Below are 13,511 nucleotides of genomic sequence, written 5' to 3' on the forward strand. Positions count from 1 at the left end.
GCGTGTCGTACGTAGGCCCGGACTTCGAACCTCCCCAGAACCGCCGCCCCCGCCGCGGCCCCCTGACCGTGGCGCTCGCCGCGCTGGTGCCGGGGGCGCTGCTCGGCTGGCTGGTGTACGAGACGGTGGGCGGCTCGGGGGACGACGGGGGGTCGGGGCAGGCGACCGTACGGTCCTCCCCTCCCGCCGCGTCGAGCGCTCCCTCCGACGACGCCAAGGAGCCGAGCGCCTCACCGGAGCCCACCAACACGCCCTCGGCCTCCGCGCCCGCCGCCTCCGGGCCGCTCAAGGGCAAGGTCGTCGTCATCGACCCGGGGCACAACCCGGGCAACTTCCGGCACGCGTCCGAGATCAACCGCCAGGTGGACATCGGGACGAACTCGAAGGAGTGCGACACCACGGGCACGTCCACCAACGACGGTTACACCGAGGCGAAGTTCACGCTGGACGTGGCGCACCGGATGCGCACGCTGCTGGAGAAGCAGGGCGCCACGGTGAAGCTGACGCAGGACGCAGACCGGCCGTTCGGGCCGTGCGTGGACGAGCGGGCCCGGATCGGCAACCAGGCGAAGGCCGATGCCGTGGTGTCGATCCACGCGGACGGCTCGGGCGCCGGCAACCGCGGCTTCCACGTGATCCTGCCCGGCGCGGTCAAGGCGGGCGCCGCGGACACCCGGGCGATCGTCGGCCCTTCCCGCGATCTCGGCGAGCGCGTCGCGGGCCGTTTCGTGGCGGTCACCGGCAGCGCGCCCTCCAACTACATCGGCGACGGCGGCGGTCTCGTCACGCGTAAGGACCTGGGCGGTCTCAATCTGTCAACGGTTCCCAAGGTGTTCATCGAGTGCGGCAACATGCGCGATAGCAAGGACGCGGCGTTGCTCACCAGCGGCGCGTGGCGACAGAAGGCGGCGCAAGGGATCTCCGAGGGAATCGTGAGTTTTCTGCGCGGGTAGTCCCGGACCGGCAGATCCCGGCGGACACCCTGATGGGGCGGACGATAGGGTCCTCCTTACGATGAGGGGCCACCCCCGCGCTTCACACCGAGTCCGGACGGCGGCATGGTGACAGCGACGCCTCTACCGACGATGAGACGACCTACGAAGGACCTGAAGTGAATATCCGCTCCCTCACTCGGGGCGACGGCGTGGTGATCGGAGCAGCGGTATTGCTGTTGATCGCGTCGTTCCTCGACCTCTACTCGTTCGACAATGTCCCCGACAGCGTCGACCTCCCCAGCCTGTGGGGCAGCGGCCCGGTCGTGTTCAGCGTCGTGCTGGCCGGAATCATCGGCGCCGCGCTCGTCGTCGTCGGCCGGGGCCTTCCGCAGGCCCCGAAGATCGCGGGGCTGGAACTCGTCCCGTTCGGCGTCGCCTTCACGGTGTTCGCCGCATGGAGCGCGCTCGGCAACATCTTCGACGTGCCGGGCGGCTTCGACAACATCGGTGAGAACGGCAGCGAGGGCGCCCCGAGCCCGGGCATCGGCATCATCCTCGCCCTCGTCGCCACGCTGCTGATGGCCGCCGCCGCCCTCGCCACCCCCCTCGTCCCGGTCCTCAAGGGCGCCCTGCTCCCGGCCCCCCGTCCGGCCGCCCCGCAGCCCTACGGCGCCCAGCCCCCCGGTGGTTACGGCTACCCGGGCGCGCAGCAGCCCGGCGGCTACGGCCAGCCGCAGCCCGGACAGCCCGGGCAGCCGTTCGGCGGCCAGCCCCAGCAGGCGCAGGCCCAGCCGCAGCCGCCGGCCGGGGACTTCTCCCCGTTCTGGTTCGCGGTGCCGGTGCCGCGGCCGCTGTTCGCGGAGGACGGTTCGCCCACGCCCATCGCCGAACTGGCCCCGGGTACCTGGTACCTGGCCGTCGAGCAGCGCGGAGCGGCCCTGGTCGCCCAGACGCAGGACGGCCGCCGCGGTGTCCTTCAGGACACGTCGGGCATCCAGCGCGGCTGAGCCCGCACACCTCTCGCACGGCCCCTCGCCCTTCCGGGTGGGGGGCCGTTGCCGTACAGTCGTCGCCTCCGTGATCTGACGCATCGTCAGGAGGCAGGCATGCGGCTCGGTCTCGCGCTCGGCTACTGGGGCCGCGGTCCCTCCCCCGGCCATGTCCCCCTCGCGCAGGAGGCCGAGCGGCTCGGCTACGACTCGGTCTGGACGGCGGAGTCCTGGGGCTCGGACGCCTTCACCCCGCTCACCTGGATCGCGGCCCACACCTCCCGCATCCGGCTCGGCACGGCGGTCGCGCAGATGGCGGCCCGCTCGCCCACCACTACCGCGATGCACGCGCTCACGCTGGACCATCTCTCCGGCGGTCGCGTGATGCTGGGCCTCGGCCTCTCCGGCCCGCAGGTCGTCGAGGGCTGGTACGGCCGCCCCTTCCCCGCCTCGCCGCTCACGGCCACCCGCGAGTACGTCGACGTCCTGCGGCAGGTGCTGCGCCGCGAGGCCCCCGTCGAGCTGGCGGGCCGCTTCCACTCCCACCCCTACCGGGGCCCGGACGCCACGGGTCTCGGCAAGCCCCTCAAGCCGATCACGCACCCGCTCCGCGCCGATCTGCCGATCCTGCTGGGCGCGGAGGGCCCGAAGAACGTCGCCCAGACGACCCGGATCGCCGACGGCTGGCTGCCGCTGTACTGGTCGCCGACCCGGCCGGAGGTCTACGGCCCGGCCCTGGCGGAGCTGCCCGAAGGGTTCCTGGTCGCGCCGATGGCACAGGTCCGGGTCTGCGACGACGTCGCCGAGGGCCTGCTGCCCGTCAAGACGATGCTCGGCTTCTACATCGGCGGCATGGGCCACGCGGCCCGCAACTTCCACGCCGACCTGATGGCCCGCATGGGCTACGAGGCCGAGGCCCGCCGCATCCAGGAACTGTTCCTCTCCGGCCGCCGGGAGGAGGCCGTGCTGGCGGTCCCCGACGCCTTCGCCGACGAGATCTCCCTGGTCGGCCCGCGTGAACGGATCGCCGAGCGGCTGGAGTCGTGGCGCAAGGGCCCGGTGACGGACCTCCTCGCGCTCAGCCCCGACCCGCACACCCTGCGGGTCCTCGCGGAGTTGAACTCCTGAGCGAATCCCCGGGTTTCATCCAGAGTTCAAGGGCAATCCGGAAGGTATGTCCCCTCGATATCGCAACGGCGCGAATCAAGCCGGCACGATCGTCGCGGTCGTGGCCGACATCATGGCCCTCATCCTGGGTCTCTGGATCCTGATGTACCTGCTGGACGCCAACCCGGGCAACTCGTTCGTCCAGTTCATCCACGACGCGGCCCGCTGGCTCGCCGGCTGGTCGCACGACCTGTTCACGTTCGACGAGGCATGGGCCCGAGTGGTATGCGGCTACGGCCTGGCAGCGGTGGTGTACCTCTTCGTGGGCCACGCCATCGCCAATCGAGCACACCGGCACTGATGCCCTAGGGGCGCGGGGAACTGCGCGATCAACCACGCACACCCCGCGCCCGCACACCAGGCGAAACCCCCGGGCTCCTAGGCGCAGCAGTCCGACTCAAGCCCCACAGGCAAGTCCGCACCACCGAACACCTGGCACGTAGCCTCATGCCCGCCCAACGCGGCAACGGCCAGCAACAACGACCCCGCAGTCCACGTCGTCAACTCCCGCGGCCAGATCGCCTCGTCGTCGAAGACGTACCCGGTCCAGTAGAGCCCGCTCTCCGGATCACGCAGATGCTGGATCGACTGCAAGATCTCCAGCGCACGGTCCGATTCCCCCATCGCCCACAACGCGAGCGCGAGCTCTGCCGACTCACCCCCCGTCACCCATGGGTTGGGCACCACGCACCGCACCCCCAGCCCGGGGACGACGAACCGGTCCCAGTCCTCCTCGATCCTGGCCTTGGCCTCCGCGCCGGTCAGCGCACCGCCGAGCACCGGGTAGTACCAGTCCATCGAGTACCGGTTCTTGTCGAGGAACCGCTCGGGGTGGTGGCGTATGGCGTGCCGCAGCGCACCCGCCGCCAACTCCCAGTCCGGTTGGGCCTCTTCGCGCTGCTCGGCGATGGCGAGAGCGCAACGCAGCGCGTGGTGGATGGAGGAGCTGCCCGTCAGCAGGGCGTCCGCCGTGTGCGTACCGTCGTCGTCGCGCCGCCAGCCGATCTGCCCGCCGGGCTGCTGCAGGCACAGCACGAACTCCACCGCCGCGTACACCGCCGGCCACATACGCTCCAGGAACGCGTCGTCGCCGGTGGAGAGGTAGTGGTGCCAGACGCCGACGGCTATGTAGGCGACGAAGTTGGTCTCCCGGCCCGGGTCGGTGACCGCGTCGAACTCGCCGTCGGTGTAGGCGGCGTACCAGGAGCCGTCCTCGTTCTGGTGCCGGGCCAGCCACAGGTAGGCCCGCTCGGCGGCCTCGTGCTCGCCGGCCGTGTCGAGGGCCATGGCCGCCTCGACGTGGTCCCACGGGTCGAGGTGGTGCCCCCGGAACCAGGGGATCGCACCGTCCTCGCGCTGCACGGCGAGGATGCCGGCGACGGTCGCGGCGGCCTGCCCTGCGGTGAGGACCCCGGGCAGGACCAGATGTTCCGTCCGGGGAGTGGTCACGTGGCGTCCGTCCCGGTGTCGGCCAGACGCGGCAGGTGCGGCTTGGTCGCGTACGCCACGAAGCTCTTGCCGATCAGCGGGTTCAGCGCCTGCTCGGCGACCCGGGTGGCCAGCGGCTTCTTCATGATGTCCCAGACGAGCAGCTTGTGGTACGCCCGCACCGGCAGCGCCTTGTCGTTGTCGACGCCGAACGCGCACTTGAGCCACCAGTAGGGCGAGTGCAGGGCGTGGGCGTGGTGCGTGCCGTAGGGCTCCAGGCCGGCCTCGCGGATCTTCTCCAGCAGTTCGTCCGCCTTGTAGATGCGGATGTGGCCGCCCTCGACCTCGTGGTAGGCGTCGGAGAGGCTCCAGCAGACCTTCTCGGGGCCGTAGCGCGGGACGGTGACGGCGATGCGCCCGCCGGGCTTGAGCACCCGCACCATCTCCGCGAGGACGCCCTTGTCGTCCGGGATGTGCTCCATGACCTCGGAGATGATCACGACGTCGAAGGACTCGTCGGGGAAGGGCAGCGCGAGGGCGTCGCCCTCCATCGCGGTGGCGGTGGCGCCCTCGGGGGCCTCACCGGCCTCCTTCATCGCCGCGAACCACTTCGCGACCTCGCGGATCTCCTCGGCGTTCTGGTCCAGCGCCACAACCTGCGCGCCACGCCGGTAACACTCGAACGCGTGCCGCCCGGCCCCGCAGCCGAGGTCCAGGACCCGGTCCCCCGGGGCGAGCGGGAACCGGGAGAAGTCGACGGTCAGCACGTGGCCCTGCTTTCGGAGTTGACGCCTTCTACATCTGCCGGGGCTGCGGAGACAGCACCCGCTGTGACTGCGGGGGCTGTGGGTACAGCACCTGTCGTGGGGCCCGAACGGCCGGAAACCCGCGGCACGTCGCGAACCCCGGCCCTGTCGATCGCCTCGCGGTAGCGGGCCACCGTGCCTTCCGCGGCCCTGGCCCAGGTGAAGTGCCGGAGCACACGCTCCCGTCCGGCCGTGCCGAGGCGGGCGCGCAGGTCCGCGTCGGACAGCAGGCGGCGCAGGCCTGCGGCCAGGGCGTCCGCGTCGCCGGGCGGTACGGCCAGGCACGTCTCCCCGTCGCGGCCGGCGACCTCGGGTATGGCACCGCCGGTCGTGGCGAGCAGGGGCGTGCCCGTCGCCATGGCCTCGGCGGCCGGGAGCGAGAAACCCTCGTAGAGCGACGGCACGCAGGCGACCTGCGCCGAGCGCACGAGGTCGACGAGTTCCGCGTCGGAGATGCCCTTGACGAACTCGACGGCACCGTCGAGGCCGTACCGCTCCATCGCCTGCGCGACCGGTCCTTCGGTGGGCCGCTTGCCGACGACGACGAGATGGGCGCCCGGGTGCTCGGTCCGTACCTTGGCCAGCGCCTCGACAAGATGCACCAGGCCCTTCAGCGGCACGTCCGCGCTGGACGTCGTCACGATCCGGCCCGGCACGACCGGCACCGAGGGATCCGGCGAGAACAGGTCGGTGTCGGCGCCGATGTGCACCACGTGGATCCGGTCCTGCCGGACACCGAGGTGGTCGACGATCTCCTGCTGCGAGGTGCCGGACACGGTGAGCACGGACGGCAGGCGGCGCGCGACGCGCTTCTGCATGCGCGTGAAGGCGTACCAGCGCCGCACCGAGGCGCGCCGCTTCCAGCCGTCCGCGGCGTCCAGCTCCAGCTGCCGGTCGACGGTGATGGGGTGGTGGATGGTCGTCACCAGGGGCGCGCCGACATCGCCCAGCAGGCCGTAGCCGAGGGTCTGGTTGTCGTGCACGACGTCGAACTCACCGCGGCGGGCGCGCAGATGGCGGCGGGCGCGCAGCGAGAACGTCAGCGGTTCCGGGAAGCCCCCCGTCCACATCGTCGCGACTTCCAGCGCGTCGATCCAGTCGCGGTACTCGCCGCGCCCGGGTGTGCGGAAAGGATCCGGCTGGCGGTACAGGTCGAGGCTGGGCAGCTCGGTCAGGCTCAGCCCGTCGTGACCCTCGTCGAGGACGGGGTACGGCTGGGAGCCGATGACCTCGACGCGGTGGCCGAGGCGGGCCAGTTCGCGCGAGAGGTGCCGGACGTAGACGCCCTGGCCGCCGCAGAACGGGTTCCCTTTGTAGGTGAGGAGCGCGATGTTGAGCGGTCGCAAGCCGTCGGCAGCAAGGGCCTGTGGAGCCCCGGCCTCCCTGGCCTCAGCGGTCACTCCGGGCCCCCTTCTCCCTGCACTGTCCCGCGAGATTACGCCGGGACGCTAATCTAGAACAAGTTTCAGACTTGATCGTTCGGAGGCTCTGAATCTACCGGCAGGTAAGGGTGCTGTGAGCAGTGGATCAGGTGATTCACGCCACGACCGGCGCCGTGCCATGCTGTGTGATCACTCGTCCTCACGGACGGTCACGGAACGGGACCGACACATGCCCGCGGAAGCCAAGGTGAGCGCCAAGGTGAACAAGCCGGCCAAGGTGGAAGCCAGAGCGGCGGCCCCCGCCTCCCCGCCCCTCACGGAGCGGCAGGAGGCCCGCCGTCGCCGCATCCTGCACGCGAGCGCGCAGCTGGCCAGCCGGGGCGGCTTCGACGCCGTGCAGATGCGGGAGGTCGCGGAGTCCTCCCAGGTGGCGCTCGGCACGCTGTACCGCTACTTCCCGTCCAAGATCCACCTGCTGGTCGCCACGATGCAGGACCAGCTGGAGCACATGCACGGCACGCTGCGGAAGAAGCCGCCGCAGGGCGAGACGGCGGCCGAGCGGGTCGCGGAGACGCTGATGCGGGCGTTCAGGGCGTTGCAGCGCGAGCCGCATCTGGCCGATGCGATGGTCCGCGCGCTGACGTTCGCGGACCGCAGCGTGAGCCCGGAGGTCGACCAGGTCTCCCGCCAGACGACGGCGATCATCCTGGACGCGATGGGCCAGGAGAACCCGACTCCGGAGCAGCTCTCGGCGGTCCGGGTCATCGAGCACACCTGGCATTCGGCGCTGATCACCTGGCTGTCGGGCCGGGCCTCGATCGCCCAAGTGAAGATCGACATCGAGACGGTGTGCCGGCTGATCGACCTGACGGCGCCGACCGCCCCGTAAGCGCCGCAGGCCCCGGGCACGCAAAGGACCTACGAGACGGGTTCCCTTCGCCGGCATGGTCCGGATCAGGTGATGGGGGTCGCCTTCCGGTCGCCCGGCCTTTCGGCCCTGCGCCCTTCCGGCCTCTCAGCCCTACCGTCGCAGTCGGCACCAGCGGAAGCCGGAACTGAAACTTCCCGCCGACGTCGGCTACTCCGGTCGGACTCCCTCACTCGCCTCGTAGGCCGATTTCCAGGATAGAACGCCCAGAGGGGAATGAAACCCCTCGATCCATGATTTTTCGGGTGTTACTCGTCCGGCGGGAACACCGCCTCCCCGGTGTCCCCCAGCGTGATCGTGATCGCCTCCGCAGGGCAGCATTCGGCCGCCTCCAGCACCCGCTCGTTCGCGTCCATGTCGGGGGCCGTGGGCCGGGACTGGCGGGCGCCGTCCAGGCGGAAGCCGTCCGGCGCGTGGTGGAGGCACTGCGCGGAGCCGATGCACAGGGAGCGGTCGACCTCGACGTGCCAGCGGTCACCCATCGCTACCCCTGTGCCGGGAGGTGGATCATCTTGTGCTCCAGGTACTCGCCGTACCCCTCGGGCCCGAACTCCCGCCCCAGGCCGGAGTTCTTGTAGCCGCCGAAGGGGCCGAGCATGTCCAGGCTGAAGGTGTTGACGGAGTACGTGCCCGTACGGACCTGGCGCGCGATGTCGATGCCGTGCTCGACGTCCGCCGTCCAGACGCTGCCGCTCAGCCCGTAGTCGGAGTCGTTGGCGATCTTCACGGCGTCGGACTCGTCGTCGTAGGGCAGCAGGCAGATCACCGGGCCGAAGATCTCCTCGCGGGCGATGCGCATGGAGTTGTCGACGTCGCCGAAGAGGGTCGGCTCGACGTACCAGCCGCGGTCCAGGCCGGCCGGGCGTCCGCCGCCGGTCAGGATCTTGGCACCCTCCTCCTGCCCGATGCGGATGTAGTCGAGGTTGCGCTGCTGCTGCCGCCGGGCCACCAGCGGGCCCACCTGGGTCGCCGGGTCCAGCGGGTCGCCGACCGTCAGGGCACCCGCCGCGGCGGCGAGGGCGTCGGCGAACTCGTCGTAGCGGGAGCGCGGCAGGAGGATGCGGGTCTGGGCGACGCAGGCCTGCCCGTTGTTCATCCAGGCCGCGGGGGCGATGCCCGCCACGGCCGTCTCGACGTCCGCGTCGGGCAGCACGACGGCCGCCGACTTGCCGCCCAGTTCGAGCGTCACGCGGGTGAGGTTGCGGGCGGCGACCTCCATCACGCGCTTGCCGGCCGCGACCGACCCGGTGAAGGACACCTTGTCGATCCCGGGGTGCCCGACCAGGTACTCGCTGACGTCCCGGTCGGCGGGCAGGATCGACAGCACGCCCTCCGGCAGCCCGGCCTCGCGGGTGATCTCGCCGAGCAGGTAGGCGTCGAGCGGGGACTCGGGCGAGGGCTTGAGCACGACGGTGCAGCCGGTGAGCAGGGCCGGGGCGAGCTTGGCGGCGGCGACGAACTGCGGGACGTTCCAGGGGACCACGGCGGCCACGACCCCGACGGGCTCGCGCCGCACGAGGATCCTGCCCAGGACGCCGTCGCGCCGCTCCTCGTAGGTGAAGTTCCGGGCGACGGTGATGGCCGAGTCCCAGACCATCACCGCGCCGAGGGCCTGGGCGAGGACGCTCCAGGAATATGGCGAGCCGTTCTGGGCGGAGATCAGGCGGGCGATCTCGTCGTGCCGGACGGTGATGGCGTCCTTGATCCGGCCGACGACCTCGATGCGCTCGTCGAGGCTCATGCGCGGCCAGGGTCCCTCGTCGAACGCCCGCCGCGCCGCCGCCACGGCCCGGTCCACATCCGCCGTCGAGGCGTGCGGGACGCGTCCGATGACCTCCTCGGTGTGCGGCGAGACCACCTCGATGACGTCCCGGCCCAGGGGGTCGGTCAACTCCCCGCCGATGAACAGCTGTCCGTGTTCCACGAGCTCGGTCATGGCCGACTGCCTCCCCGGGAGCGTTCTCTGACGGTTCATCAGATACGCCCACTGATACCAGCCCCGCCCCGAGGAGTCCACGGACCGCGCATCACGGGGAGACTCCTCGCTGGAACCCGTTCTAGTTATAGTGGCGGGGAGCCGGCGACGGGGGACCCCATGACACAGGTGACCGACCACGGCGGAGGCGTCCGGTCGCTCCGGGTCCCGATCCCGGACAACCCGCTCGGCCACACGCTGGTGTACGTCGTCGACACCGACCGCGGCCCCGTTCTGATCGACACCGGCTGGGACGACCCGGCCTCCTGGGACACCCTCGCGCAGGGCCTCACGGCCTGCGGCACCTCGGCCGCCGAGATACACGGCGTGGTCATCACCCACCACCACCCGGACCACCACGGCCTGTCCGGCCGGGTACGGGAGGCGTCGGGCGCGTGGATCGCGATGCACGCGGCGGACACCGCGGTCGTGCGACGGACCCGGGAGGCCCGCCCCGAGCGCTGGTTCACCTACATGGCGGCCAAGCTCACCGCGGCCGGTGCGCCCGAGGAGCACATCGCCCCGCTGCGGACGCCCCGGCCCCGCACCCTGCCCGGCCTCTCCCCCGCCCTGCCCGACCGCGACATCGTCCCCGGCGAACTCCTGGCGCTGCCCGGCCGCCGCCTGCGGGCGATCTGGACCCCGGGGCACACACCCGGCCACGTCTGCCTCCACCTGGAGGAGACCCACCCGGCGCGACTCCCGGGCCACGGCCGCCTGTTCTCCGGCGACCACCTGCTGCCCGGGATCACCCCGCACATCGGCCTCTACGAGGATCCCGAGGACACCACCGTCACCGATCCCCTGGGCGACTACCTCGACTCCCTGGAACGCGTCGGCCGACTGGCCCCCGCCGAGATCCTCCCGGCCCACCAGCACCCGTTCTCCGACGCCGCCGGTCGCGTACGGGAGTTGCTCACCCACCACGAGTCCCGCCTGACCGACCTGCTGGCGCTGCTCGCCGAGCCCCTCACCCCCTGGCAGCTCGCCGAGCGCATGGAGTGGAACCGGCCCTGGGGCCAGATCCCGTACGGCTCCCGCACCATCGCCGTCTCGGAGGCCGAGGCGCATCTGCGGCGGCTGGTGAAGCTGGGCCGGGCGGAGGCGGTGCCGGGGAGCGAGCCGGTGACGTACGTGGCGGCGTAAAGACCGTGCAAGCGGAGGGCAATGCGGGGTGCGATCGCGTCGCCGGGCGCCCGGAAGGGTGCTAGAAACCCCCATGGACATCATGGACCCCAGGGGCCCTTTGGACCCCATGGAGCGCCTCCTCGCCGAACGCGCCTGCGAGCGCCTGATCCTCGACTTCGTCCACCGGCTCGACCTGGGTGAACCCTCGTCCGTCGCCGGGCTGTTCACGGAGGACGGCGTCTGGCAGTGGCCGCAGGACGGACGGCGGGTCGAGGGGCGCGACGCCCTGCGCGCGTACTTCGGATCCCGTCCGGCCGACCGGCTGTCCCGCCGCATGATGTCCAACGTCCTGGTCACGGTGACATCGCCGGACACGGCCGAAGCGGTGGCCTACTTCACTACGTACCGCGTCGACGGCTACGAGGGCGGTGTCATCCCCGCCGGGCCGCCGGTCCAGATCGGGCACTACGAGGACACGTTCCGCCGGGCCGACGGCGGGAGCTGGCTGCTCGCCTCACGGACCCTCCACCTTCCCTTCGGCGGGCCCACACCGCGTCCGAACATGCCTTCGCCACAAGGCTCTTGAGGCACCCGGGCGCCCCCTAGGATGGTCGGAAGCAACGCTCGCACCGGGAGAGACGCCCATGGGCACCGACAAAGCCGCACGCACGACGACCGGCAGCGGGGCCCTGGACGGCGGGTGCGCCGGGCCCATGGTGCCGCGGCTGGCCCTGGGCGCCCGGCTGCGCGGGCTGCGGGAGGAGCGGGGCATCGGCCGGGCGGACGCGGGGCATGTCATCCGCGCCTCCTCCTCCAAGATCAGCCGGATGGAGGCGGGACGCCACGGCTTCAAACTGCGCGACGTCACCGACCTGCTGACGCTCTACGGCGTCACGGACGAGGCCGAGCGCGCGACCCTGCTGGCGCTGGCCGAGCAGGCCAACACCCCCGCCTGGTGGCGGCCGTACAGCGATGTCGTGCCCGCTTGGACGCAGACCTACCTCGGGGCCGAACAGGCGGCGAGTCTCATCCGCAGCTTCCGGGTCCAGCGCGTCCCCGGCCTGCTGCAGACCGCCGACTACGCACGGGCCGACATCCGGCTCGCCCACCCGGACGCCGGTGCGGCGGAGACCGACCGCCGGGTCGCCCTGCGGATGGCACGCCGGCGGATCCTGCACCGGCAGCCGGCGACCCGGCTGTGGGCCGTGATCGACGAGGCGGCGCTGCGTCGCCCCGTGGGCGGCATCCGCGTGATGCGGGACCAGCTCAGGCATCTCATCGAGAGCTGCCGGCTGCCGCACGTCACCGTGCAGATCCTGCCGTTCGCCGCCGGCGCGCACGCCGCGGAGGGCGGCTCGGTCACCATTCTGCGGCTGCCCGGCGGGCAGTTGCCCGACGTGGTCTACCTGGAGCAGCTCACCGGCGCCCTGTACCCCGACCGGCCGGCCGAGATCGAGTGCTACTGGGACGCGATGAACCGGCTGGTGGTCGAAGCCGAGTCGCCCGACGAGACTCCGACCGTCCTGCACCGCATCCTTCAGGAGACCTGACGGCTCAGTTCTTGCGGGCGACGCCGCCGTACTGGTGCACCTCGGCCGGGAGGCCCAGGGCCGCCGCGTCGGGACGCCAGCGCGAGCAGGACGCCACGCCCGGTTCAAGCAGTTCCAGACCGTCGAAGTAGCGCGCGATCTGCTCGGGGCTGCGCAGGATGTACGGGATCGAACCGCCGTCGTTGTACGTCTGGATGGCCCGGACGTAGTCCTCGCTGGTGTCGGTGGAGTCGTACTGCACCAGGTAGCTGCCGGGGGGCAGGGCGTCCACCAGCCGCCGGACGATCGAGCGGGCCTCCTCGTGGTCCTCGATGTGGCCCAGGATGCCCATCAGCATGAGGGCGACGGGCTGGTCGAAGTCGAGTGTCTTCGCGGCTTCCCGGACGATGCTGTCGGGCTCGCGCAGGTCGGCGTCCACGTAGTTGGTGACGCCTTCCGGTGTGCTGGTGAGCAGGGCGCGGGCGTGGGCCAGCACCAGCGGGTCGTTGTCGACGTAGACGATCCGGCTCTCCGGGGCCACCCGCTGGGCGATCTGGTGGGTGTTGTCCACGTTGGGCAGACCGGTGCCGATGTCGAGGAACTGGCGGATGCCCTCTTCGGCGGCCAGGTGGCGCACGGCGCGGGCGAGGAAGTACCGGGCGGCGCGGGCCCCGGTCTCGATACCGGGGAACACCTCACGGAACGCGTCACCGGCGACCCGGTCGACTTCGTAGTTGTCCTTGCCGCCCAGCCAGTAGTTCCAGATCCGGGCCGAGTGCGGCACCGAGGTGTCGATCTTGGGGAACGGCTCCTGCTCGGGATTCTCCGCCTGGTCGGTCATGGACGCTCCTGCGTGTGTGGTCGGGGAGCCCCACGTTAGCCCTTCCATTCCCGAAGGAGGATCAACTCCTCTGCGAAGTCCGGCAGTTCGACTTCACCCTGACTCATCGTCGGATTGACACCCCGACGGCGCAGGGCGAAGCCGCACCACTGCCCGCCCCGCCCGGAACGGGAGGGCCGAGCCATCCCCCCCCGGCACCCCGCCGGCACGTGGCCAAGCCCTCACTCGGCACCCCTCAGCCCGATTCCTACGGGCGGGTACAGTAAGCAGGTCGTCATCACACCGTATGAGGAGAAGCCGGTGCAATTCCGGCGCTGACTCGCAACCGTGAACCGCCGCCCGTGGTGGTGAGCCGGATCGCCTCGTATGGTTCGTGACCGGCTCATGTGCCCGGCAGACCGCC

At 71.3% G+C, this 13,511-nt stretch carries 14 protein-coding genes and 1 riboswitch; of the genes, 8 read left to right on the top strand and 6 right to left on the bottom strand.

What is annotated here, in order from left to right:
• Positions 1-2 precede the first annotated feature (2 nt).
• From ABT116_RS04955 to ABT116_RS04970, 4 genes are all read left to right on the top strand, one after another.
• Positions 3-953, top strand: coding sequence for an N-acetylmuramoyl-L-alanine amidase (locus ABT116_RS04955; RefSeq protein ID WP_351627897.1), 951 nt, complete (start codon positions 3-5; stop codon positions 951-953).
• Between the two features lie 158 nt (positions 954-1,111).
• Positions 1,112-1,942 (top strand): hypothetical protein, encoded by an 831-nt coding sequence (locus tag ABT116_RS04960; RefSeq protein ID WP_351627900.1) that lies wholly within the window; start codon positions 1,112-1,114, stop codon positions 1,940-1,942.
• A gap of 99 nt (positions 1,943-2,041) precedes the next feature.
• The gene (locus ABT116_RS04965; protein ID WP_351627903.1) at positions 2,042-3,052 is read left to right on the top strand and encodes an LLM class F420-dependent oxidoreductase; all 1,011 of its coding nucleotides are present in this window, start codon (positions 2,042-2,044) and stop codon (positions 3,050-3,052) included.
• 46 nt (positions 3,053-3,098) lie between these two features.
• Positions 3,099-3,392, top strand: coding sequence for a hypothetical protein (locus ABT116_RS04970; RefSeq protein ID WP_175432264.1), 294 nt, complete (start codon positions 3,099-3,101; stop codon positions 3,390-3,392).
• Positions 3,393-3,469: 77 nt separating this feature from the next.
• Here the strand turns inward: ABT116_RS04970 and ABT116_RS04975 are convergent, their stop codons facing one another.
• From ABT116_RS04975 to ABT116_RS04985, 3 genes are read right to left on the bottom strand one after another with little or no spacing between them, the layout of a single operon-like run.
• Positions 3,470-4,540: a prenyltransferase/squalene oxidase repeat-containing protein gene (locus ABT116_RS04975; protein ID WP_351627906.1), complete on the bottom strand. Its 1,071-nt coding sequence runs from the start codon at positions 4,538-4,540 to the stop codon at positions 3,470-3,472.
• Entirely contained in the window at positions 4,537-5,286 is a 750-nt protein-coding gene (locus ABT116_RS04980; RefSeq protein ID WP_351627909.1) for a class I SAM-dependent methyltransferase, read from the bottom strand. The genes ABT116_RS04975 and ABT116_RS04980 overlap by 4 nt, the downstream gene beginning before the upstream one ends.
• Positions 5,280-6,725 carry a glycosyltransferase family 4 protein gene (locus ABT116_RS04985; RefSeq protein WP_351627912.1) on the bottom strand — a complete coding sequence of 482 codons (1,446 nt, stop codon included), beginning with the start codon at positions 6,723-6,725 and terminating at the stop codon, positions 5,280-5,282. The genes ABT116_RS04980 and ABT116_RS04985 overlap by 7 nt, the downstream gene beginning before the upstream one ends.
• 211 nt (positions 6,726-6,936) lie before the next feature.
• On the opposite strand from ABT116_RS04985, the gene ABT116_RS04990 reads away from it, so the two are divergent.
• Positions 6,937-7,596 carry a TetR family transcriptional regulator gene (locus tag ABT116_RS04990; protein WP_351627915.1) on the top strand — a complete coding sequence of 220 codons (660 nt, stop codon included), beginning with the start codon at positions 6,937-6,939 and terminating at the stop codon, positions 7,594-7,596.
• Positions 7,597-7,883: 287 nt separating this feature from the next.
• On the opposite strand, the gene ABT116_RS04995 is transcribed toward ABT116_RS04990, so the two are convergent.
• Both ABT116_RS04995 and ABT116_RS05000 read right to left on the bottom strand, forming a co-directional pair.
• Positions 7,884-8,117, bottom strand: a complete 234-nt coding sequence (locus ABT116_RS04995; RefSeq protein WP_351627918.1) for a ferredoxin — start codon at positions 8,115-8,117, stop codon at positions 7,884-7,886.
• Positions 8,118-8,119: 2 nt separating this feature from the next.
• Positions 8,120-9,571 (bottom strand): aldehyde dehydrogenase, encoded by a 1,452-nt coding sequence (locus ABT116_RS05000; RefSeq protein WP_351627921.1) that lies wholly within the window; start codon positions 9,569-9,571, stop codon positions 8,120-8,122.
• A 159-nt stretch (positions 9,572-9,730) separates the two neighbouring features.
• Here ABT116_RS05000 and ABT116_RS05005 point away from each other — a divergent pair, with 159 nt between their 5' ends.
• From ABT116_RS05005 to ABT116_RS05015, 3 genes are all read left to right on the top strand, one after another.
• Positions 9,731-10,756: a Strvi_7410 family MBL fold metallo-hydrolase gene (locus tag ABT116_RS05005; protein ID WP_351627924.1), complete on the top strand. Its 1,026-nt coding sequence runs from the start codon at positions 9,731-9,733 to the stop codon at positions 10,754-10,756.
• Positions 10,757-10,829: 73 nt separating this feature from the next.
• Positions 10,830-11,324 carry a nuclear transport factor 2 family protein gene (locus tag ABT116_RS05010; RefSeq protein WP_502983819.1) on the top strand — a complete coding sequence of 165 codons (495 nt, stop codon included), beginning with the start codon at positions 10,830-10,832 and terminating at the stop codon, positions 11,322-11,324.
• A 58-nt stretch (positions 11,325-11,382) separates the two neighbouring features.
• The gene (locus ABT116_RS05015; RefSeq protein WP_351627927.1) at positions 11,383-12,288 is read left to right on the top strand and encodes a Sco1979 family transcriptional regulator; all 906 of its coding nucleotides are present in this window, start codon (positions 11,383-11,385) and stop codon (positions 12,286-12,288) included.
• A 4-nt stretch (positions 12,289-12,292) separates the two neighbouring features.
• On the opposite strand, the gene ABT116_RS05020 is transcribed toward ABT116_RS05015, so the two are convergent.
• Positions 12,293-13,108, bottom strand: a complete 816-nt coding sequence (locus ABT116_RS05020; RefSeq protein WP_351627930.1) for an SAM-dependent methyltransferase — start codon at positions 13,106-13,108, stop codon at positions 12,293-12,295.
• A gap of 237 nt (positions 13,109-13,345) precedes the next feature.
• A riboswitch (cobalamin riboswitch) is annotated at positions 13,346-13,462 on the top strand.
• Positions 13,463-13,511 lie beyond the last annotated feature (49 nt).

The organism is Streptomyces sp. NPDC002130 (genome assembly GCF_040296465.1).
GTDB lineage: Bacteria > Actinomycetota > Actinomycetes > Streptomycetales > Streptomycetaceae > Streptomyces.